Origin of the sequence: Flavobacterium sp. KACC 22758, from assembly GCF_028736135.1 — a bacterium.
GTDB lineage: Bacteria > Bacteroidota > Bacteroidia > Flavobacteriales > Flavobacteriaceae > Flavobacterium > Flavobacterium johnsoniae.
In genome coordinates, this window is the sequence record NZ_CP117878.1 from 1,031,664 (window position 1) to 1,054,446 (window position 22,783).

At 33.6% G+C, this 22,783-nt stretch carries 16 protein-coding genes; 6 read left to right on the forward strand and 10 right to left on the reverse strand.

Annotation, left to right across the window (positions count from 1 at the left end; all coding sequences use genetic code 11):
- Positions 1 to 240 precede the first annotated feature (240 nt).
- The 6 genes from PQ462_RS04545 to PQ462_RS04570 form a co-directional block, all read right to left on the reverse strand.
- Positions 241 to 654: an RrF2 family transcriptional regulator gene (locus tag PQ462_RS04545; protein ID WP_012023964.1), complete on the reverse strand. Its 414-nt coding sequence runs from the start codon at positions 652 to 654 to the stop codon at positions 241 to 243.
- 70 nt (positions 655 to 724) lie between these two features.
- Complete coding sequence (locus PQ462_RS04550) at positions 725 to 1,543, reverse strand: TPM domain-containing protein (RefSeq protein ID WP_274252512.1); 819 nt, start codon at positions 1,541 to 1,543, stop codon at positions 725 to 727.
- A 3-nt stretch (positions 1,544 to 1,546) separates the two neighbouring features.
- Entirely contained in the window at positions 1,547 to 1,984 is a 438-nt protein-coding gene (locus tag PQ462_RS04555; protein ID WP_274252513.1) for a TPM domain-containing protein, read from the reverse strand.
- 53 nt (positions 1,985 to 2,037) lie between these two features.
- On the reverse strand, positions 2,038 to 2,622 hold the full coding sequence (locus PQ462_RS04560) for a LemA family protein (protein WP_012023967.1): 585 nt from the start codon (positions 2,620 to 2,622) through the stop codon (positions 2,038 to 2,040).
- Positions 2,623 to 2,655: 33 nt separating this feature from the next.
- Positions 2,656 to 2,988: a MerR family transcriptional regulator gene (locus tag PQ462_RS04565; RefSeq protein ID WP_012023968.1), complete on the reverse strand. Its 333-nt coding sequence runs from the start codon at positions 2,986 to 2,988 to the stop codon at positions 2,656 to 2,658.
- Positions 2,989 to 3,034: 46 nt separating this feature from the next.
- Positions 3,035 to 4,012 carry a peptidoglycan DD-metalloendopeptidase family protein gene (locus tag PQ462_RS04570; protein ID WP_121362115.1) on the reverse strand — a complete coding sequence of 326 codons (978 nt, stop codon included), beginning with the start codon at positions 4,010 to 4,012 and terminating at the stop codon, positions 3,035 to 3,037.
- A gap of 281 nt (positions 4,013 to 4,293) precedes the next feature.
- Between PQ462_RS04570 and alaS the strand changes: the two genes are divergently transcribed.
- On the forward strand, positions 4,294 to 6,933 hold the full coding sequence (gene alaS, locus PQ462_RS04575; protein WP_274252514.1) for an alanine--tRNA ligase: 2,640 nt from the start codon (positions 4,294 to 4,296) through the stop codon (positions 6,931 to 6,933).
- A gap of 264 nt (positions 6,934 to 7,197) precedes the next feature.
- Here the strand turns inward: alaS and PQ462_RS04580 are convergent, their stop codons facing one another.
- Positions 7,198 to 8,943 (reverse strand): ABC transporter ATP-binding protein, encoded by a 1,746-nt coding sequence (locus PQ462_RS04580; RefSeq protein ID WP_012023971.1) that lies wholly within the window; start codon positions 8,941 to 8,943, stop codon positions 7,198 to 7,200.
- Positions 8,944 to 9,220: 277 nt separating this feature from the next.
- Here PQ462_RS04580 and PQ462_RS04585 point away from each other — a divergent pair, with 277 nt between their 5' ends.
- The 5 genes from PQ462_RS04585 (at position 9,221) to PQ462_RS04605 (ending at position 19,565) form a co-directional block, all read left to right on the forward strand.
- On the forward strand, positions 9,221 to 10,024 hold the full coding sequence (locus PQ462_RS04585; protein WP_274252515.1) for a hypothetical protein: 804 nt from the start codon (positions 9,221 to 9,223) through the stop codon (positions 10,022 to 10,024).
- 98 nt (positions 10,025 to 10,122) lie between these two features.
- Positions 10,123 to 11,082 (forward strand): GSCFA domain-containing protein, encoded by a 960-nt coding sequence (locus PQ462_RS04590; protein WP_274252516.1) that lies wholly within the window; start codon positions 10,123 to 10,125, stop codon positions 11,080 to 11,082.
- 238 nt (positions 11,083 to 11,320) lie between these two features.
- The gene (locus tag PQ462_RS04595; protein WP_274252517.1) at positions 11,321 to 16,420 is read left to right on the forward strand and encodes a translocation/assembly module TamB domain-containing protein; all 5,100 of its coding nucleotides are present in this window, start codon (positions 11,321 to 11,323) and stop codon (positions 16,418 to 16,420) included.
- Complete coding sequence (gene tamL, locus PQ462_RS04600) at positions 16,404 to 18,722, forward strand: translocation and assembly module lipoprotein TamL (RefSeq protein WP_274252518.1); 2,319 nt, start codon at positions 16,404 to 16,406, stop codon at positions 18,720 to 18,722. Before PQ462_RS04595 ends, tamL begins: the two co-directional genes overlap by 17 nt.
- A 213-nt stretch (positions 18,723 to 18,935) precedes the next feature.
- On the forward strand, positions 18,936 to 19,565 hold the full coding sequence (locus PQ462_RS04605; RefSeq protein ID WP_274252519.1) for a DUF4230 domain-containing protein: 630 nt from the start codon (positions 18,936 to 18,938) through the stop codon (positions 19,563 to 19,565).
- 167 nt (positions 19,566 to 19,732) lie between these two features.
- On the opposite strand, the gene PQ462_RS04610 is transcribed toward PQ462_RS04605, so the two are convergent.
- From PQ462_RS04610 to PQ462_RS04620, 3 genes are all read right to left on the reverse strand, one after another.
- Positions 19,733 to 21,490 carry an aromatic amino acid hydroxylase gene (locus PQ462_RS04610; protein WP_274252520.1) on the reverse strand — a complete coding sequence of 586 codons (1,758 nt, stop codon included), beginning with the start codon at positions 21,488 to 21,490 and terminating at the stop codon, positions 19,733 to 19,735.
- 139 nt (positions 21,491 to 21,629) lie between these two features.
- On the reverse strand, positions 21,630 to 22,073 hold the full coding sequence (locus PQ462_RS04615; RefSeq protein WP_274252521.1) for a hypothetical protein: 444 nt from the start codon (positions 22,071 to 22,073) through the stop codon (positions 21,630 to 21,632).
- Positions 22,074 to 22,149: 76 nt separating this feature from the next.
- Positions 22,150 to 22,560: a group III truncated hemoglobin gene (locus tag PQ462_RS04620; RefSeq protein WP_274252522.1), complete on the reverse strand. Its 411-nt coding sequence runs from the start codon at positions 22,558 to 22,560 to the stop codon at positions 22,150 to 22,152.
- Positions 22,561 to 22,783 lie beyond the last annotated feature (223 nt).

The window sequence follows — 22,783 nt, forward strand, 5'->3', positions numbered from 1 at the left end:
TAAGTATATGTGATTAGTAGAATTTAAAATAAATTTTTTTAAATCAACATATACACATCATAGATGAATTTCTTTTTACAGAAGCAGAAAGCTTTGTTTGGTTATTTTGCAAAAGTTTTGTGACACCTGATGAACTAAAATGTACTTTCATGTTAAAAATTTTGTAAATGGTTAGTTAAATATTTTGTGCAAATATAAATATTAATTCTATCGATTTACTAGGAATTAGAAAATATTTTTTTATTTTTTTACTAATGAGGCGATTGTGATACCTTCCATTGCCTTTAAAGTTTTGTCTCTAATAAGCATTAAACCGTGACGCAGACTGCACTCAGACTCGGTTTTACAATCAGAGCAAGGCTCGTAAAAATTTAAAGAAGCACATGGCAAAAGTGCAATTGCACCGTCAAATAATCGGTGAATTTCTGCCAGAGTGATGTCATTTTTGGATTTTATCAGATAGTATCCGCCAAATTTTCCCTGCTTACTGCTTACAAAACGTCCTCGTTTTAGATCTAATAGAATCTGTTCTAAAAACTTTTTAGGAATATTAGCGCCATCAGCAATTTCCACAGTTCTGGAAATGTGATTTTCGTCTTGTTCTGCTAAATAAAGTAAGGCCTTAAGGGCGTATTTTGCTTTATGTGATAACATCTATATTAAATTGTAATTTGTAAAAGTATGAAATTATTAATTATTGTTAACTGAAAACTTTTTTCTTTGTCTACCAGCTTCCTCCAGAACCTCCTCCAGAGAATCCGCCTCCGCCAAATCCACCGCCGAAGCCTCCGCCTCCGCCAGATGATCCGCCGCCAAAACCTCCAAATCCACCGCCGCTGCTTCTGCCGAGACTGCTTAAAAGAATTACATCCATCAGGCTTGGGCCTCCGCCATTACTGCCAGAATTTCCTCCACCGCCTCTTTTACCTCTGGAAAGTAAAATTAAAACAATTACAACAATAACAATAAAGGGCAGTATTGGAAAATCGTTTCCTTTAGACTGTTTGCGTTCGCCTTTATATTTTCCTTTAAAAACATCAAAAAGTGCATCCGCACCTTTATCAAGTCCGCGGTAATAACTTCCTGCTTTAAATTCAGGGATAATAATATTTCGGGTAATTTCGCCGCCAATTCCTGCTGTCAAGCGATCTTCTAAACCATAACCAGGAGAAATCCAGATTCTTCTTTCAGCTTTAGCCAATAAAATTAAAACACCATTGTCTTCTTTAGCCTGTCCTATTCCCCATTCCTGCGCCCATTTTGGTGTCAGGATTCCAATATCTTCGCCTTTAAGGCTTTCGATGGTAATAACAACAATTTGGGTTGAGGTTGAATCTGAGTAACGAATTAATTTTTCTTCTAATTGTGTTTTCTCAGAAGCACTTAAAACGTTGGCATAATCGTAAACAGAAGTTTGAAAATCTGGTTTTTTGGGAATATCAAATTGTGCAAAAATAGTATTGCAGATAAAAAACGCGATAAACAAAAAACTAAACTGAAAAATTCTATTGGAATTTGTGATTTTATTTTTGGAATTTTTCATTATTTATCCTTTAGAGATTTCGTTAGATAATTCGTTTATATCGTCTTCCTGAGATGGGAAATATTTTTTAAGCTGTTCACCGGCATTCAAAATACCGTCTACAATTCCTTGTTTAAAATTGCCGGCTTTAAAATGATTTGTCATAATGTCTTTTGTGCAATGCCAAAAGTCATCAGCAACAAGATCATTAATTCCTTTATCGCCGCAAATCACGAAGTTTTTATCTTCAACTGCAAAATAGAGCAGTACGCCATTCTGCAATTTAGTTTCATTCATTCGTAATTCATGAAAAACTTCTAAAGCTCTGTCGAAATGAGCTTTAGAAGTTGTTTTTTCTATATGAACCCTAATTTCGCCAGAAGTATTTTTTTCAGCCACACGAATAGCTTCAACAATTTCCTGCTCTTCTGTTTTGGTTAAGAAATCTTCTACTTTTGACATGGGAAATATTTTAGAGTTAAGATTGTAGATTTTAGATTATGGTCTAAAAAAAATTAGAATTTTACTTCAACTGGTTTGTCTGCTCCTGTAGAAGCTTCGAAGTATGGTTTTTCTTTATACTCGCTCAAGAACCAGTTGTTAGGAATTTTTAAAACATATCCGTTGTAAACTTGTACAGCTTCGTTAAAACGAGTTCTAGCTGTTAAAATCTGATTTTCTGTACTAGCCAGTTCATCCTGTAATTTTAGGAAGTTTTCATTAGCTTTTAAAGTTGGGTATTGTTCAACAGAAACTAATAATCTAGATAATGATGAACTTACACCGCTTTGTGCCTGGTTAAATTGTGCTAATTGCTCTGGAGTTACATTGCTTGGATCAATTGTTACAGATGTAGCTTTTGCACGAGCTTCGATTACCGCTGTCAAAGTTGATTTTTCAAAATCAGCAGCACCTTTTACTGTGTTTACTAAATTTCCAATAAGGTCATTACGTCTTTGGTAAGCCGTTTGTACGTTACCCCATTCTTTATTTACAGCCTGACTGTGTTGTAAAGCAGTATTTTTAATTCCAATCGACCAAAATGCGATGATAGCGATAAATGCTACAATAATTCCCACAGGGATTAACCACTTTTTCATATTTGTTTAATTTAAGTTTATTTCTATTTTTAATTACAATTCGTTTTTGATGTCGTTTAATTGCGTTTTTATGGACTCTAATTTACGTATTATTTCGAATTTATCTAACGTTTTCTTCTGACCTTCTTTTAAATGCGTTTTGGCTCCTTCAAGTGTAAAACCTCTTTCTTTTACCAAATGATAAATCAATTGAAGATTGGTTATATCCTCCGGAGTAAACATTCTGTTGCCTTTGGCGTTCTTTTTAGGTTTCAGGATATCAAATTCGCTGTCCCAAAATCGTATCAAGGATGCATTGACATTAAAGGCTTTGGCTACTTCGCCAATGCTGTAATATCTTTTATCTTTTGAAAGCTCAATATGCATGTTTTTTTATTTCTAATTTATTTCAAAAATAATACTTTTTGCAGTATTAATCTAATGACTGATTTTCCTGGTTTGCCATTTGCGAAATTGCGACGTATTCTGCTGCCGAAATATTGCCGTAATAGAAGTTTAGCGGGTTTACGACTTTTCCATCTTTGTGTACTTCGTAATGACAATGTGGTCCTTCAGATCTTCCGGTACTTCCTACATAACCTATAACGTCGCCTCTTTTGACTTTTTGTCCGGGTCTGCAGTTGTATTTGCTTAAATGCGCATATAAACTTTCATATCCAAAACCGTGCCTGATCACAACATGGTTTCCAAAGCCTGAAGCTGTGTCATCTGCTCTTGCCACAACGCCGTCTCCAGTGGCATAAACCGGAGCTCCTGTGTTGGCAGTAAAATCCATTCCGTTGTGCATTTTTCTCACTTTTGTAAAAGGATCGATTCTGTATCCAAAACCAGAAGCAACACGTTTTAAATTTTCATTCTGCACAGGCTGAATTGCCGGAATTGCCAATAATAAACTTTCTTTTGCTCCGGCTAATTTCAATATTTCATCTAATGATTTAGATTGAATTGCTAATTCTTTTGAAAGTTTATCTACTCTTTTTGTGGTATTCAAAACCAGCTGCGAGTTATTGTAACCTTCTAATGCTTTATATCTTTCAGGATTTCTAAAACCCGCTTTTCTAATAGAATCGGGAATTTCTGCTTTATTAAAATACACCCGGTAAATATTATTATCTCGTTCTTCCAGGGCATCTGCAGCAGCGTCGATTTCGTCCAGTTTTTTATTCAAAATCGAATATTGAAGTTTTAAATTTTCAATTTCACGTGCCTGAAGCCGATCTTTTGGAGTTTCAAAGTAAGGTGTGTTAATTAAAAGTACAAAAACTAAAAAGCCAAACAATGCCGAAGCCACTAAAAACAGTAATGCGTAACCAATTTTTATTCTTTTTCTGGTTTTTATTTTCGTATAAGCCAGATTTTCTGAGTCGTAATAATATTTTACTTTCGCCATATTTTAAAATACGCTATTTTTGCAGCTTGTAAAATAACTTAGACGAACAAAATGGCTAAATGCTGCAGTTATTCGGGGACTTTTTTACAAGAACAAAATAATTTGATAATTTGGGGGAATTACATAAATTATATAATGCGCAAAATAGGCAATTTATTGTTGTAAAACATAAGTTTTTAATTTTCGATTTTAAAATTAACGCATTATTAATTTGATAGAATTTCTAATTGTCACATTATCAAATCAACACATTTTAAACAGACACATTTTCTAATTTAAATATGAAATCACAAGACGTACGTAAACAATTTTTAGATTTTTTTGAGAGTAAAGGTCATACTATTGTTCCTTCAGCTCCTATTGTACTTAAAGACGACCCAACCTTAATGTTCAATAACTCGGGAATGGCCCAGTTTAAAGAATTTTTCTTAGGAAACGGAACTCCAAAAAGTCCTAGAATAGCCGATACGCAAAAATGTCTTCGTGTTTCAGGAAAACATAACGATCTTGAAGAGGTTGGTATTGATACCTACCACCACACTATGTTTGAAATGTTAGGAAACTGGTCTTTTGGTGATTACTTCAAAAAAGAAGCAATTAACTGGGCTTGGGAACTATTGACAGAAGTGTATAAAATTCCAAAAGAAAATCTTTATGTTTCTGTTTTTGAAGGAAGCAAAGAAGATAACGTTCCGTTTGACCAGGAAGCTTGGGATATCTGGAAAACATTAATCGACGAGGACAGAATTATTCTTGGAAATAAAAAAGATAACTTCTGGGAAATGGGAGACCAAGGACCATGCGGACCTTGTTCTGAAATTCACGTTGATTTACGTTCTGCAGAAGAAAAAGCTTTAGTTTCTGGAAAAAGTCTGGTAAACAACGATCACCCGCAAGTTGTTGAAATCTGGAATAATGTATTCATGGAATTCAACCGTAAAGCGGATGGTTCTCTAGAAAAACTTCCAGCACAGCACGTAGATACCGGAATGGGATTTGAGCGTTTGTGTATGGCATTACAAGGAAAAACATCAAACTATGATACTGATGTTTTCATGCCATTAATTAGAGAAATCGAAACGATTACAGGTGCAAAATATACAACTAATGATGTAACAGGCATTAGTGAAGAACAAAATAAAATGAATATTGCTATTCGTGTAGTGGCAGATCACGTTCGTGCGGTAGCATTTGCTATTGCAGATGGTCAGTTGCCATCTAACACAGGAGCTGGTTATGTAATTCGCAGAATTTTACGTCGTGCTATTCGTTACGGATTTACTTTCTTAGGAACAAAAGAGCCGTTTATCTATAAATTGGTTGAAACTTTAAGCGAGCAGATGGGAGATTCTTTCCCGGAAATCAGAACGCAGAAAGCACTTTGTTCGAATGTAATTCGTGAAGAAGAAAATTCATTCCTGAAAACATTAGATCAGGGATTAATTCTTTTAGATGCTGTAATTTTAAATAATACAGGAGATACAATTGATGGTAAAAAAGCTTTCGAATTGTACGATACATACGGTTTCCCGATTGATTTAACTGCTTTGATTCTTTCTGAAAGAGGATTGAAATTAGACGAAGAAGGATTCCAGGAACAATTGCAATTGCAAAAAGAAAGATCTCGTGCAGCATCAAAAGTAACTGCTGGTGACTGGAACGTAATTGTAGAAGATGATATTCAGGAATTTGTTGGTTATGACAGATTATCACAACAAGTGAAAATCACGAAATACCGCAGAGTTGAAAGTGTTAAAGATGGTGAGATTTTCCAATTGGTTTTCAATGCAACGCCATTTTATGGAGAAAGCGGAGGACAAACAGGAGATAAAGGATATCTGGAAGCTCAAAACGGTGATATCGTGTATATTATCGATACTAAAAAAGAGAATAACCGAACGATACATTTAACACAATCGTTACCGGAAAATATTACTGGGACTTTTAATGCAGTTGTTGATGCAAACCAGAGAGCTAAAACTTCGTCAAATCACTCGGCTACGCACTTATTGCACCAAGGTTTACGTAAGATTTTAGGAACGCACATTGAGCAAAAAGGATCGATGGTTCGTAATGCTTCATTGCGTTTTGACTTTTCTCATTTTGCTAAAGTGACTGATGAAGAGTTGTTAGAAGTAGAAAACTTTGTAAATGCAAGGATTCGTGAGAGTTTGCCATTAATTGAAAAAAGGGCTATTCCAAAAGAACAAGCTCTTGAAGATGGAGCAATTGCTTTGTTTGGAGAGAAATACGGAGATTTAGTTCGTACCATTAAATTTGGTGATTCTGTCGAATTATGCGGAGGAACTCACGTTGCGAATACATCTGATATCTGGCATTTTAAAATTGTTTCAGAAGGTGCTGTTGCAGCAGGAATTAGAAGGATCGAAGCTATTACAAGTGAAGCAGCAAAAGAATATTTTGAGTCTCAGGCTGTTTCTTTAGCAGAAATTAAAGAAGCACTTAAAAATGCTCAGGATCCGGTGAAATCGATCTTGGCATTACAAGATGAAAATGCACAGTTGAAAAAACAATTAGAAGCTTTATTAAAAGATAAAGCTAAAAATATGAAAGCTGATTTAGCTAAAGAATTACAAGTAATCAATGGCGTTCAGTTTTTAGCAAAGCAAGTTGATTTAAACCCAGAGGGGGCAAAAGATTTAGCTTACGAATTAGGTGGTTCTTATAACAACTTATTTGTAGTTTTCGCAACGGCACACGAAGAAAAACCAATGTTAACTTGTTATATTTCTAAAGAAATTGTAGCAGCCAAAAACTTAAACGCTGGGCAGGTAGTTCGCGAATTAGGTAAATACATCCAAGGCGGAGGAGGAGGACAGCCTTTCTTCGCTACAGCAGGAGGTAAAAATGTTGATGGAATTGCAGAGGCGCTTGCCAAAGCTGTGGATTTCGTTAAATAGTTAAAGCTGCTAAGGTTCTAAGATACTAAGGGACTAAGTTTTTATAATTCACAACAAACCCGACAGGTTTTAAAAACCTGTCGGGTTTTGCATTTAATATGGATTCAATAGCGTCCAGCTTTAGCTGGATGACGAAATGGGAATAATCAAAAGGCTTTAGCCAAACCATAATGTTTGGCTAAAGCCTTTCAACTTTAATTTATTATCCATCCAGCTAAAGCTGGACGCTATTCAAAAAACTTAGTCCCAGAACCTTTGAAAGAACTATTTACGCTCGCCAATTTGCTGGCGCCACATAGCGTAATACAATCCTTTTTCAACAATTAAATCTTCGTGTTTACCTTGCTCGATGATTTTACCTTGTTCCAGAACAAAAATTCTATCAGCATGCATAACGGTTGATAAACGGTGAGCGATTAAAACCGTGATTCGGTTTTTGTCTGAGATATTTCGAATCGTATCGTTGATCTCTTCTTCGGTAATTGAATCCAAAGCAGAAGTTGCTTCATCAAAAATCAATAAATTCGGATTTCTTAGAATAGCTCTGGCGATAGATAAACGCTGTTTTTCTCCACCCGAAACTTTGATTCCGCCTTCACCAATTGTAGTATTTAAACCATCTTCGGCACGTCTTAAAAGTTTATCGCAGCTTGCTCGTTTTAAAGCGTCGTATAAATCCTCGTCGGTTGCATTTGGTTTTACAAACAATAAGTTTTCGCGAATAGTTCCAGAGAATAATTGTGCATCCTGAGTTACAAATCCAAGTTGTTTTCTCAAATCAAGTAAATCAATATCTGTTGAATCAATATCATTGTATAAAACCTGACCTTCGGCTGGAGTATATAAACCAACTAATAGTTTTACTAAAGTTGTTTTTCCAGAACCAGACGGACCAACAAAGGCAACAGTCTGTCCTTGTTTGATTTCGAAATTGATATTTTCTACAGCTTTAAATTTGGCAGTTTTATGCTGAAAACTCACATTTGAAAATAACAATGACTGAATTGCCCCAACGTGTTTTGGATTCTGCGGACGAAATTCTTTTGGAGCACTTAATAAAGTTTTGAAATTCTCCATAGATACTTTGGTTTCATTCAATGCTATAATGAAATTTCCAAGTTCCTGAAGCGGACCAAAAATGAAAAATGTAAAGAAAACCATCGTAAGCAAATCACCCACAATAATTTTTCCTCCAAATAAGAAATAGTACAAAGTAAAAACCACACAGGTTCTTAAAAAGTGAACCGTTGTTCCCTGAATAAAACTCAAGCTTCGAATAAATCTGATTTTTTCTAATTCTAACTGCAGGATTTTAAAAGTGTTTAGATTTAAACGTTTCTCTTCCTGATAAGTCAAACCAAGACTTTTTACCAATTCGATGTTTCGTAAACTCTCCGTTGTAGAACCCGCCAAAGCATTGGTTTGGTTCACGATTTTTTTCGAAACAATTTTAATCTTTTTACCCAGATAAGAGCTTACCAAAGCAATAATTGGTGCAGTAATTAAAAAGATAATCGAGATTCTGTAATCAATGCGGGCAACATAGAGAATCACAAATATAAATCCGATAATGGTTTGAAAAATAAGCGAAATAGAAAGCGTAATCAATTTTTCTGAATCAGAACGTACTTTGGTTAATTTGCTCAAAGTTTCACCGCTTCGCTGATCTTCAAATTCAGCATAAGGAAGATCTAAAGATTTTTTAATTCCGTCAGTATACATTTGAGCGCCGGTTCTCTGAATCACGACATTGGTAAAGTAATCCTGAAAGTTTTTGGTAATTCTGGAAATCATGGCCGCACCAAGTGAAAGCCCAAGCCAGAAAGATAAAGATTTAATAAAGCCGGCAGCATTTCCGTCGTATTTATGCAGACCAACCCCGCAGTCCTGCATTAATTTACCGGTAATAATAGAATCTGATAAACTGAAACAAATGTTTATCGAGGCCATAATCAAAGCAAAAAACAACAAAAGTTTATGTTTGATTATATAAGAATATAATAATTTCATAGAGTATTTAAAAAAATGGAAGATGCAAAAGTAAGCAATTGTTTTAGTTTCTGAAGTTCATTTTTGTTATTAAAAATGTATTTTTTTTACAGATGCAGCTATCAATGTTTTTTTTGGGTTTGATTTCTTATCAAATATAATTAAGTATATATTTTGATAAGTATTAGTGTGTTAAGAAGTGTTAGAGTAGTGTTGTTTATCTTAATGTGGAATCCCGTAAGGTTTTGATTTTTGGTTGTGTTATGTTTGCTGCAGTAATAAATTTAACAAAGTCAAAATGAAAAAAATTTTATGCCTTTTCAGTGCTTTAGCATTAGTTTTAACGTCTTGTTCAAGCGATGATAATCAGGATAGTAATGTTGTTTTACCAAGAACGATTAAATATTCTAATATACAATATCCTTCAGACAACTCTTCATATGTAAGTACTTACGATGGTAATAAGGTTGTAAGTGTAAAAGATGAGGCTGGAAGAACTGATTATACTTATGAAGGCAGTCAAATTGTTAAAGAGATTAACTATGATACTGAAAGCGGTAAAGATATTATCAGCGATATTGTAGGTTATAAATATACAAACGGAAAATTAACTGAGTCTACATTTGCAGAAGGATTTTCGGCGGAATTTCCTAATGGAGAATATCAAAGCAGATATGTATACATACATAACGCAGATGGAACAATAAAAAAAGAGCATTACAGGATAAATACTAAAACAGGAGTTGAAACAAAAAGCAGTACTGTTGAGGTATTGACTTTTGCAAACGGAAATTTAGTAAAAAGTGTTGAAACAGATTCAGAAACGGGCAGTGTATTTACAGCTGTATATGAATATGACAATAAAAATAATCCATTTAAAAATATCTTAGGATTTAATTTATTAATAGGTCATAGTGAAGGCGAAGGATCAGTTAGTTCTGTAAATAATGTTATAAAATATACTGCATCATATGAAGATGGAGATGCCGCAAATGTATACAAAAGAGAAATTGTATATGATGCAAATGATTACCCATCAAAAATTACCAACTATAAAAATGATGGAACAACAATTAATGAAATAAACGAGTATACTTATTAATTAAAGATTATACACTTTATTATAAAAACCAAATACTTTCCGTATTTGGTTTTTTTATTGGTGAAAATTAGTGAAATTCGCGGTTAAATTTAAAAATCATGCAATTCAGAACCCAAATTCCAATTTCAAAAAGTAATAATCCGATTGATTATAATTCGAAAATACTTTCTGTTGGTTCTTGTTTTGCAGAAAATATGGCTGGGAAATTTGATTATTTTAAATTTCAAAATGAAACCAATCCGTTTGGGATTATTTTTAATCCTGTTTCAATTGAAAAGTTGTTTGAAAGAGTTTGTGCCAAACAGTGGTTTACAGAAAAAGACGTTTTCTTTTACAACGAGCGCTGGCATAGTTTTGAGGTTCATTCTGATTTAAGCAATGCTGACAGGCAGGAATTACTGGAAACGCTCAATAAAGCTATTACAGAAACCAATAAACAATTAAAAGAAGCTTCACATATCATCATTACATTTGGTACTTCCTGGGTTTACAGAAACCTCGAAAGTGAGCAAATAGCCGCCAATTGTCATAAAGTCCCGCAAAAACAATTCTCAAAAGAATTATTATCTGTTGATGTAATTCAGAGAAGCATTCAAAAAATAATAGATTTAATTCAGGTTTTAAATCCTGATATTAATTTCATTTTTACGATTTCGCCAGTGCGACACATAAAAGATGGATTTATAGAAAACCAGTTAAGTAAATCTCATTTGTTTTCGGCTTTACATCAAGTTTTAAAAACGCTTAATTCACAATTCATAACTCATAACTATTTCCCTTCTTACGAAATTATGATGGATGAACTTCGCGATTATCGTTTTTATAATGAAGATATGCTTCACCCCAATCAAATTGCGATTGATTACATTTGGAAACTGTTCAGCGAAAATTACATTTCGCAAGAAAGTGTTTTAATAATGCAGGAAGTAGACGAAATTCAAAAAAGCCTTCGACACAGAAGCTTCAATCCAGAATCTGAACAACACCAAAAATTCTTAGCTAAACTTCAGCAGAAAATAAATCTTTTAGGAGAAAAATTACCGCACATTAAATTCTAATCTTCAGTAAATATCGCTTTTACCAATGAACAGCATATTTGGTGTAAACCCAAAGATGTTTGTACCATACGACCTTTCTATTCGCGGCAAGAAAGTAAGAAATTAACTATTTAATAGTGAAATTTTAGAATAATTGCCAATAATTATGTAAATTGTTAAAGGTTTAAAATTTACATTTTTGTAAGATGTATAACCCTGCTTTTTTCAGAAGTAATTAAATCCTGTATTTTATTGACCTATGAATAAGAAACCCATTCATTATTTAAAAAAAACACTTCGTGTACTGGTATGGTGCGTGGTTTCTTTAGTGGCACTTTTATTGCTTCTTATTATATTAATTCAGGTTCCATCGGTTCAAAATTTCGTTAAAAATAAAGCGGTTACTTATCTTCAGGATAAAATAAAAACCAAAGTTTCCTTAGATTATATTTCGATAAAATTTCCAAAAGATGTAGTTCTGGAAGGTTTCTATTTTGAAGACCAAAAGAAAGATACTTTATTGGCTGGTAAACGTTTAGAGGTCGATGTTGACCTTTTTAAACTTGTAAGCAGTGAACTCGAAATCAATTCTGTTTCACTTGAAAAGGTAAAAGCAAATATTTCCCGAAACAAAAACGGCGTTTTCAATTTTGATTATATCATAAAAGCATTTGAATCTAAAGAGCCAAAAGTTGAAGATCCTAATGCAAAACCATTCAAAATATCAGTTGTAAAAGTAAATCTGGATAACATTAAATTTAATTTTAAAGACGATTATGCTAAAAATGATATTCGGGTAAACCTGACACATTTCGATACTAAATTCAAGGAATTCGATTTGGATAACATGAAATTTAATATTCCAAATATCAATCTTGACGGATTAAAACTGGTTTTAGATCAGGATGTTGTCGAAAAAATCGCCGAAGTTTCAGTTGAAACTGTTGATACTATTTCAAAACGTCCGGATTTCAATTTAAATCTTAAAAAAATCAGTCTTTCAAAAATTGACATCCTTTACGATAACAAAGATTCAAAATTAGATTCGGGAATAAAACTTGGAAACCTGAATTTATCCGTTAATGAAATTGATTTAAACAAACAATTTTTAGATTTCGATACTTTCGAATTAAAAAATCTTAGCGGAAACTTGCGATTAGGGCTAAAAGACAAAGAAATCAACGCACCAAACTTAGACACAACTGCAATTAAACAAGCAGGCTGGAAAGCCAGGCTCAACAAAATCAATATACAAAACGTGGCTTTTAAATTTGATGATATGCAGTCTAAACCTACCGCAAAAGGAATCGATTACAGCCATTTAGATTTGAGTAAATTTAATTTTGAAGCCGAGAAATTATACTACGGAAATGACACAATTTCGGGAAATATAAAAAAACTGACTGTAAATGAAAAACGCGGTTTACAGATTCAGGCTTTAAAAACTGATTTCTTTTACGGACCTAAAAATGCGTCTTTAGATAACTTGTATCTAAAAACTCCGCAGACATTAGTACAAGACAAAATAAAAGCCGAATATAAATCGCTTGCATCACTGCAAAAAGAGTTAGGAAATCTCACTGTTGATGCCAATTTAAAACAGTCTAAAATTGGTTTCAAAGACATTTTATTGTTTGTGCCTGATCTTCAAAAAACAAATCCGTTTAAAAGCAATACTAATGCTGTTTTATATGTAGACAGCCGTGTAAGCGGAAAAGTTAAAGATTTGAATATTGCAAAATTCGAAATGAGCGGTATTGGTACTACAAAAGTTTCCCTTTCGGGGAAAATAACCGGACTGCCTGATGCCGAAAAAGCGTATTATGATTTGAATATTAAAAAAATTTCGAGCACATCAAAAGATATCAATATGTTTGTGCCGGCTGGAACTATTCCTAAAAACATTCAATTACCCTCACAATTAAATCTGCAGGGAAAATTTAAAGGTTCTGTTCAAAACTTTAAAACCAATTTAGCTTTAAACAGCAGTTTTGGAAACGCAAAAATCGATGCACTATTCGACCAGCGAATCAAGAAAAAAGAGAAATACGATGCCGAAGTATATTTGCTGGATTTTGATTTGGGAAGATTAATCAAAAATGATTCAATTGGAAAAATTACACTTAAAGCAAAAGTCAAAGGAAATGGTTTAGATCCTAAAACTGCTAATGCTGTAATAGACGGTCTGGTTCAAAAAGCAGCTTTTAACGGCTATACCTATAGAGATTTAGCGTTAAAAGGAAACATTGCAAACGGTTCATTTGCTGTAAAATCCGGAATGAAAGATCCAAACCTCAATTTTGATTTAACAGCCAGCGGTGACACAAAAGACAAGTACCCAACTATAAAATTAAAACTGAATTTAGATATTGCCGATTTAGAAAAGCTGAATCTGCATGCGGGACCAATGAAACTTCGTGGAAATATAGACGCAGATATTGCTAATAGTAATCCCGATTTTTTAAACGGGAAAGTATTCTTGTCTAATGTTCAGATTTTACAAGATGCTGAGCCAATTGTTATGGATTCTGTTCGTGTAATTGCGTTTTCAGATAATACCCGAAATAATATTAAAATCTCATCTCAGTTTTTAAAAGCCGAAGTCGACGGAAAATATAAATTAACCACGCTTGCCGATGCAGTTAAAAAATCACTATCGAAATATATTGATTTAAAAACGCCAAAAGCAAAAGCAGAATCTGATGAACAAAGACTTGCATTTACATTAACAGTAGACAACGATCCGATTCTTTTTAAATTGATTCCGAAACTAACAGGGTTAGAACCAATTAAAATTACCGGAAAGTACAATAATGCAACAGATTCTTTAGAAGTAAGAGGAACTATACCAAGAATTACTTATGGAGACAACACAATCTCTGACGGGAAAATAAATATCGAAGCCAAAGAAAATGCTTTAGAATATTCTATTTCTATTGCCACAATAGAAGGTGGTTCATTGAAAATACCGTTTACCACTTTAAAAGGCGATGTACAAAATAATACTTTGACTTATGCTCTCGAAGTTCAGGATGCCAAACAAAAACAGCAATATTATGTAGCAGGAGAATTTAAAACAGAAGATTCTAAAAACATTGTAAAACTCAATGCCGAGAACTTTGTTTTAAATTATGATAAATGGAATCTTGATCCGGAAAACGCCATTGAATTTGGAGAAAAAAGATTGTATGTAAACAAATTCAATCTCAACAATAACGGAAATGAATTAAAAGTCCAGTCGCAGGGAACGCAGGATAATGCTCCTTTGCAGGTTGATTTTGTAAACTTCAAAATTGAGACTATTATGAATATGGTCAAAAAAGATGAAGTTTTAATGCAGGGTTTAATTAACGGAAATGCTCTGGTCGAAAACGTAATGACAAACCCGACTTTTACATCAGATTTAAAAATTGATGATTTTGCGTTTAAAGGAGAAAAAGTCGGCGATTTAGAAATTAAAGTAGACAACAAAACTGCTAATACTCTTGCCGCAAATGTAACTTTAAGCGATGAAGGAAATGATCTTAAACTAACAGGAGATTATCAGCTTGATGCCGGAAATTTTGATTTTGATATCGACATCAATAGACTAAATATAAAAAGCATTCAAGGCTTTACAATGGGTAATATTACCGAAGGAACGGGATATTTATCAGGAAATTTTAAAGTTACCGGAAACACTTCGCAGCCAAAAATTAATGGAGAATTAAATTTTAACGATACTGGTTTTAGAGTAACACAGCTCAACTCGTATTTTAAAACTAAAAACGAAAAAATCACTTTTAGTAATGAGACAATTACATTTGATAAATTCTCTCTTTTTGATGAAAACGACAATGAATTATATGTAAACGGAAATATAAAATCGCCTGATTTTAGAAAATACAATTTCGATTTAGTTGTCGAAGCCGATGATTTTAGAGCCATAAATTCGAAAGCAAAAGACAATGATTTGTTTTATGGCGATTTGTTTTTGGATACAAAACTGAATATCAAAGGAAATCTGGACAGTCCTGTTGTCGACGGAACGCTTAAAATCAATAAAGAAACCAAATTTACGGTTGTCCTGCCGCAGTCAGATCCTTCAATCGCTGATCGTGAAGGAATTGTTGAGTTTGTGAATGAAGATAATATGTATTTGAAACAAACGGTCGACTTGCAGAATAAACTCGATCAGTCTGAATTAAAAGGAATGGACGTAAATGTTGCCATTTCGATTGATAAAGAAGCAGAATTGACCTTGCTGATTGATAAGGCAAATGGCGATTATTTAAATTTAAAAGGTGAAGCAGAATTGGTGGGCGGAATTGACCAATCAGGAAAAACGACTCTGACCGGGAAATATGAGTTTTCAGACGGTGCTTATGAAATGAATTTTAACGGAATAAAAAGGAAATTCGATATTCAAAAAGGAAGTTATATTACCTGGAATGGCGAACCAACAATGGCTAATTTAAATATTACAGCTATTTACAAGGTAAATGCGGCACCAATTGATTTACTGGGAAATCAGTTATCAGGAATGGAACAAGCAGTTCAGAATACCTACAAACAAAAGCTTCCGTTTCAGACTTTATTGAAAATGAATGGAGAATTGATGAAGCCTGAAATTTCATTTGGAATTGTATTGCCGGAAGGAAATTATAATGTTTCGACAGATGTGGTTACAACAACACAGAATAAATTAAAACAGCTGGAACAAGATCCTGCAGAATTAAATAAACAAGTTTTTGCACTTTTATTATTAAACCGTTTTGTAGGTGAAAATCCGTTCGCGAGTCAAAGTGGCGGCATAAGTGCTGAAACAATGGCGAGACAAAGTGTTAGTAAAATACTTTCTCAGCAATTAAATAACCTGGCAGGAGAATTAATTACAGGATTTGAAGTCAATTTTGATTTAGAATCGTCTGAAGATTATACTTCGGGAAGCATGCAAAACAGAACTGATCTGAATGTGGAGGTTTCTAAAAAACTGTTGGACGACAGATTAAAAGTAACCGTTGGAAGCAGTTTTGGCGTAGAAGGAGCAGAGCGTGCCAATGAAGAAAGCACAAATATTGCGGGTGATGTTGCTTTAGATTATCAATTGACAAAAGACGGACGTTATATGGTTCGTGCTTATAGAAAAAATCAATATCAGGTTGCAGTAGAAGGACAGGTTGTAGAAACAGGTGTTGCTTTTATTATCACGATGAGTTACAATAAATTTAGAGAACTTTTCCATCGCAGTGAAAAAGAAAAAGAATTAATTCGAGAAGAAAAGCTTCGAAAAGAAAAGGAAAAACAGAAAAAAAAGGAAGAAAAAGAGAAGGAGAAATTGCAGGAAAATCAAATTGAAGGAAATGAACAAAAAACATAATCATATAAATAATCATTTTATAAAGTATTTTGTACTGCTATGCCTGTTTTTTGTTTTTGGATGCAGTAATACAAAATATCTTCCGGAAGGCGATTTGCTTTATACAGGCGGTTCTGTAAAAGTGAAAGATTCTATTATGAAAAAGAAAGATAGAAAAGCACTGCAAACCGAGCTCGAAGGTCTTCTTCGTCCAAAACCAAACAAAACATTTTTAGGATTACGTCCAAAATTATGGTTTTATAATATAGCAGGCGAACCAAAAAAACAAAAAGGATTTAGATACTGGCTTCGTACTAAGGTTGGAGAAGAGCCAGTACTTTTTAGTAAAGTCGATTTAGATTATAATGCATCAGTTTTACGAAATTTTACTGAAAACCGTGGTTTTTTTAAAACACGTGTAAGTGCTGATTCTACTGTTCGAAACAAAAGAGTTACAGCCGAATATACTGTTACGCCCAGAAAACAATACAAAATTAAAAGCGTTATTTTTCCCGATGATTCACTGGCAATGTCCAGAATTATAGGAAGATCAAGCCGAAGAAGCCTGCTTAAAGTTGGAAATCCGTATGATCTGGATGTAATTAAATCCGAAAGAGAACGAATCGACGCCAGATTAAAAGAAAAAGGTTATTACTATTTTAATCCAGATTATCTTTTAGCAAAAGTAGACAGCAGTAAAGGCGATCACGAAGTCAATATTAGACTGGTAATAAAAGACGATACACCTGTAAAAGCACTTACGGCTTATAAAATTGATAAAATCTATGTATATCCCAATTATTCGCTGAACAATGACAGCATGGTTTACAGGAAAAAAAATATTCAGCAGTATAAAGATTTTACAATTATAGATACTGCCGAAACTTTTAAGCCCAGAATTTATGACCGTACAATCTATTTTAAAAAAGGAGATTTGTATAATAGAAAAGATCACAATCTAACCTTGAACCGATTTGTAAATCTGGGAACTTTTAGTTTTGTAAAAAATGAATTTAAAACGTCAGACAGTATCAAAAATGCTTTGGATTCCTATTATTACCTCACACTTCTTCCTAAGAAATTTATACGAGTTGAGGTTTTAGGAAAAACCAATTCAGCAAGTTATACAGGGACAGAAGTAAATGTAAACTGGAATAATCGTAATTTCTTTCGCGGAGCAGAATTGTTTACTTTCTCGATTTTTGGAGGTGCCGATTTTCAGTTGGGCGGTGTAAACAAAGGAAAAAACATTTATAAACTTGGAGCCGAAACCAGCTTAACCTGGCCAAGATTCATTACGCCTTTTAATATTGAAGGAAACAGCGAGTATGTGCCAAGAACCAAAGCAACATTACGTTATGAATATCAAAAACGTACACAATTGTATGCTTTAAATTCCTTTAATACCTCATTTGGATATTTATGGAAAGAAAATATTCGCAAAGAACATCAATTGAATGTAATAGATGTAACTTATGTAAGTCCAAATCATGTTACGCCAGAATATTTAGAAGATATTCAGGAAGATCCTGCTTTAGGAAAAGTAATTGAAAAACAATTGATTTTTGGTCCAACTTACAATTACACGTATACTAATACAATGCAGAAGCGCCGAAAAAACACCATCTATTTTAATGGCGAATTAGATCTGGCAGGAAACATAACGGGATTAGTAACAGGTGCAGATTATCCAAATAATGTAAAAACCATATTTGATGTTCCGTTTAGCCAGTATGTCAAAATCAAATCAGATTTCAGGCATTACTTAAAATTAGGAAAAGAAAGCGAACTCGCAAGCCGATTAATCGTAGGAGCCGGATTTGCATACGGAAATTCGAATACACTTCCAGCTTCAAAACAATTTGTGGTGGGGGGAACCAACAGTATTCGAGCTTTCAGAGCAAGAACTTTAGGGCCGGGAAGTTATGTGATTCCAGAAACGACAACAAATATTAATTACACACCAGATCAATCAGCCGATTTAAAATTGGAATTCAATACAGAATATCGTGCAAAATTGTTTAGTATTGTGAGAGGCGCTGTATTTTTAGATGCAGGTAATATTTGGCTTTTACATGCCGATCCGGACAAACCTGGTGCCGAAATTTCAAAAGATTTCATGAAAGAACTTGCCGTTGGAGCAGGAGTAGGTCTGCGTTTTGATTTATCATTCCTGATATTAAGAACTGATTTAGCCATGCCGCTTCGAAATCCTGCTTTGCCAGACGGACAAAGATGGGTAATTGATGATATTAATTTTGGAAGCAGTTCCTGGAGAAAAGACAATCTGATTTTGAATATCGCTATTGGATATCCGTTTTAAGTTTTTCGCCATTTTTTCCGCCACGAATTCACGAATTTTCGTTAATCTATACGGATACTTATAGTTGAATTTCGCAAATTTTAATTTGTGAAATTGAAAAAATAATAGATAAAGAGATTTGCGAAAATTCGTGAATTCGTGGCGGAAAAAGAAACAATTTCGTGGCTAAAAAAGAAAAAAATGAAGTAAATTGGTCTAAAATATTTTAGAAGAATGCAAAACTTAATCAAAAGAATTATAGGTGTTGGAATTATTGTTTTATTAATTGTTCTGGCTTTTAAATATTGCCAGTTTAAGAAAGAAGACGATTCTGATATTCAGTACAATACTAATTTGATTCAGCAGCAGATTTTAAATGTTGGAAAACTAGTTGTTACCGAAGGACATTTCTCAGAAGTCATCACCTATAAAAATCAACAGAAATATTTGATGAACATGATTTCTTTTGAGAAAAAAGCACTTATTGTAGTTAATGCCAATGTAACCGTTGCCTACGATTTGCATAAAATGAAATACGATATCGACGAAAAAAACAAAACAATCACGATTCTAAATATTCCAAAAGAAGAAATCACAATCAATCCTGATATTCAGTTTTATGATGTAGAACAAAGCAAACTGAATCCGTTTACTGGAGATGACTACAATAAAATCAACAAATCAGTAAAAGCCAATCTGGCGAAAAAAATCGACCAGTCAACGCTAAAAACAAATGCCCAAAATAGATTAATAAGCGAATTATCTAAGATTTTAATCCTGACCAATTCAATGGGCTGGAAACTGCAATACAACGGAAAAACCATTGAATCAGAAACTGAGCTGAATCAGGATTTGAAATTGTAATTTTTAATATTTAAGGTTTTTTGCCCACAAATTTAACCGATGAAACGGGTTTCCACTGGAATTTGTTTAAGTTTTAATAGGCATTAATAAAATATGCTTTGCAACTTTGTAAGATTTAAAAAATCTGTGTTCATTAGCTTAAATCAGTACAATCAGCGGGCAATATTTTATACAGCTTCTTTATCAAAAATCAAATCCAATCCGCCGGAAATCAAATGCGCAATTTCTGGACGTTTTTCTTTCAGTTGGTCTAAATGAACCAAGACTTCCTGTAAAAGTTGTTTTTCATCAGAATCCTTTAGAAGTTCTGCAATTTCAACAGACAAAAGCCAATCGTTAGAATGATTATTTTTTAAATTTTCAAAAACAGATTTAAGTTCCGTTTTAGAACCTTTATTTTTTCTGATCTCTCTTACTTTTGCGTACAAATTCTCTAATTCGTCGCGCTCTTCAGTATGTTTTGCTTTAATAGTTTTTGTAGACGGAACAATATTAATTAAGTCAAAACTATTTACATCAGCAGGACCGGAAAAAGCAGAAATCACTTTTTTGCCAATTGCCATATCATAATTTCCCCAATCAGGCTGAAACAAAATGGTTTCGCCATGCGTTACAGTACAATTTCTAAAACTGATTAAAATAATTTCGCCGTGTAAGTTTCGCGATCCGGTGATAATTTCACCTTCTACAATAATATTCCCTTCAAACTCCAGTTTTACGGTTTCGTTTTCAACAATACTGTAAGCCTGTAAATCCTTTGGACTCATATCTTCAATAGCCAGGTTAAAACCTTTCAATTTCCCAATCGGACTTCCAAATCCGTGCGGATGCGTTAAAGTTCCGTGACCTACTAATTCTTTTTCTCTATATGATAAAGCTGTTTTTCCGGTTGTTTGAATGTAAACCGGTTTTCCCTCTTCTTCAATAACATTCGTAAAAACTCCTGAAATTTGTAAACCTGTACTCAATTCAATTGTGCCCAGAGCATTGGATTGAATTAGTTTTTTTATTCCCGAAAGTCCTCCGGTACGAAGTGCCATTTTATTGGCAAACTCTTCCAAAACTAAACTTAAATAAGAAAAAGTAGGAGTTACATAAAGTTGCGGCTGTAACTGCGTAATATCAAAATTCTGATTTGCAGCCGAAATATCATAAGGGATTTTCTTTACATTATCAGTCATGCACCAAGCACTTTCGCCAATTGAAGAAAGTAATCCGGCGCCGTATATTTTAGGGTTTTCAATCGTTCCAATCAAACCGTATTCAACCGTCCACCAGTGCAGATTTCGAATTTGAGCCATTTCAGACAATTCGCCCATATCATTTTGCAAATCAGCCACTGCTTTTTCAGCTTCGTCGATTTTTTCCTGCGGCGTATCTTCGGCTTCTTTTAAAATCGAAAGCAGTCGGATTGCCTCATACATCTGATAATCTTTATGAGATGAAATTGCTTTGCATCCAATTTCACCAAAACGTCTTAAATATTCAGCATATTCAGGATTTGCAATAATAGGAGCATGTCCGGCACCTTCGTGAATGATGTCTGGAGCAGGCGTATATTCAATATGTTCTAATTGTCGAATGTCTGATGCAATAACCAAAACATTATAAGCCTGAAACTCCATAAAAGCATTTGGCGGAATAAAACCATCAACAGCGACCGCAGCCCAGCCAATTTCGGTTAAAATACGGTTCATTCCGTACATACTCGGAATAGAATCAATTTCGATTCCCGTTTTGCGTAAACCATCTAAATAAGAATGATGTGCAACTTTTGAGAGATAATCTACATTTTTGCGCATAACATATCGCCAAACCGCCTGATTAATTGGTGTATAATCACTATAATCCTGAGGTTTAATAAATTGCTTTAAATGTTTTGGCAATCGTTCTAATAACGGATTGGTTTCTATAGATGCATTCATTTCGAAAACGTTGTAGATTAGAATGTAAAATTACGAATTTAGACTCCTAATTTTTGCATTTCATCACAAAATTTTTATTCGAAACTGATTTTTATTGCGTTTTTGTAGATTTTAGATCGTTAATAAAAAAATAGAAATTTTAGCAGTCGTTATTTTCAAAACTTACTCTTTCCAGAGTTTGTTCGTAGTTTTCGATTTCTTTTTTAGTCATTGAAACTTCTTTTAAATCTATTTTTAACTGCTTTTTAGTATCGGGACTAATCCATAAACCAGAGAAAGTATTTCCAGTTTTCTTTAAAATCAAAACACCGCTGAAACCATGTTCAACCATAATGAATTCATTTTCAGCTTTTCTGTTCTGTGTAATATCCAGATGAAGCCATTTGTTTGATTTATAACGGTATATTGCTACATAACTTAAATCGGCCGTACATTGGTTTTCTGTTGCTTTAATATAAAAAGTAACTGGCGTTTTTCCATCAACCGTTCCTTTATATAAATTAGAAAACGGGGCTTGTGATTGTGCCGCTAATTGATTTATAAATGTAAAACAGATAATAACAAATGAGATTGCTTTTTTCATAACAAAGAAATATAGATTTGGGATTAATTCATTTTAGCCAAATATAAAATTCTGTTTGTTATTTGAAAGAAATTTTCTAAGATTTTTTTGCGGCATTTCTCAATTCATTCTCAGCATTCCTGAAATATTCAATTTTATGACTGAACATAAATGCCATGTTTGTGGCACGCATTTTTGCTTCTTTGGTAATCACGCCTGCAAACTGAGCATCGATTGTAGTATTAAAAATGGCAATCCAGCGGTCAAAATGCGTTTTATCAACCGGCAGTTGTTTGTGCGGCGGAAAGGGAGTTCCGGAATAAGCCCGAACATCAAATAAAATAGTCTGCCAGAATCCGTACATTTTTTGCAGATGAGGTTCCCAGCGGTCTTGTAGTTTGTCATTAAAAATTGGGCCTATTAGATCATCTTTTCTAACATTGGCATAAAAGCTGTCAACCATTTGTTTGATGTCTTCTAAGGTTGAAATATCTTTAAGTTCTGACATGATTCTCTATCTAAAATTGAAATGCAAAAATACGCCATAACTCCAAGTTTGTTCTATGATATTTGTCATTTGTGAAAATTTTATAACATCATAAAATAGGCTGCATATTGATTAAAGAATTGATTTTTAGAATATTCTAATCAATGTAAAAAATAAGATTAGTTATTTTATGATTTTTAAAATATTAAATAATTGATTTTCAGGTATTTATGAAAAATGAAGA

Coding starts and splice junctions, on each gene's coding strand:
- PQ462_RS04615 (WP_274252521.1), bottom strand. CDS start 22,073: ATGAAAAAAGCAATCTCATTTGTTATTATCTGTTTTACATTTATAAAT.
- PQ462_RS04545 (WP_012023964.1), bottom strand. CDS start 654: ATGTTATCACATAAAGCAAAATACGCCCTTAAGGCCTTACTTTATTTA.
- PQ462_RS04590 (WP_274252516.1), top strand. CDS start 10,123: ATGCAATTCAGAACCCAAATTCCAATTTCAAAAAGTAATAATCCGATT.
- PQ462_RS04570 (WP_121362115.1), bottom strand. CDS start 4,012: ATGGCGAAAGTAAAATATTATTACGACTCAGAAAATCTGGCTTATACG.
- PQ462_RS04585 (WP_274252515.1), top strand. CDS start 9,221: ATGAAAAAAATTTTATGCCTTTTCAGTGCTTTAGCATTAGTTTTAACG.
- PQ462_RS04580 (WP_012023971.1), bottom strand. CDS start 8,943: ATGAAATTATTATATTCTTATATAATCAAACATAAACTTTTGTTGTTT.
- PQ462_RS04610 (WP_274252520.1), bottom strand. CDS start 21,490: ATGAATGCATCTATAGAAACCAATCCGTTATTAGAACGATTGCCAAAA.
- PQ462_RS04595 (WP_274252517.1), top strand. CDS start 11,321: ATGAATAAGAAACCCATTCATTATTTAAAAAAAACACTTCGTGTACTG.
- PQ462_RS04565 (WP_012023968.1), bottom strand. CDS start 2,988: ATGCATATTGAGCTTTCAAAAGATAAAAGATATTACAGCATTGGCGAA.
- PQ462_RS04560 (WP_012023967.1), bottom strand. CDS start 2,622: ATGAAAAAGTGGTTAATCCCTGTGGGAATTATTGTAGCATTTATCGCT.
- alaS (WP_274252514.1), top strand. CDS start 4,294: ATGAAATCACAAGACGTACGTAAACAATTTTTAGATTTTTTTGAGAGT.
- PQ462_RS04620 (WP_274252522.1), bottom strand. CDS start 22,560: ATGTCAGAACTTAAAGATATTTCAACCTTAGAAGACATCAAACAAATG.
- PQ462_RS04605 (WP_274252519.1), top strand. CDS start 18,936: ATGCAAAACTTAATCAAAAGAATTATAGGTGTTGGAATTATTGTTTTA.
- PQ462_RS04555 (WP_274252513.1), bottom strand. CDS start 1,984: ATGTCAAAAGTAGAAGATTTCTTAACCAAAACAGAAGAGCAGGAAATT.
- PQ462_RS04550 (WP_274252512.1), bottom strand. CDS start 1,543: ATGAAAAATTCCAAAAATAAAATCACAAATTCCAATAGAATTTTTCAG.
- tamL (WP_274252518.1), top strand. CDS start 16,404: ATGAACAAAAAACATAATCATATAAATAATCATTTTATAAAGTATTTT.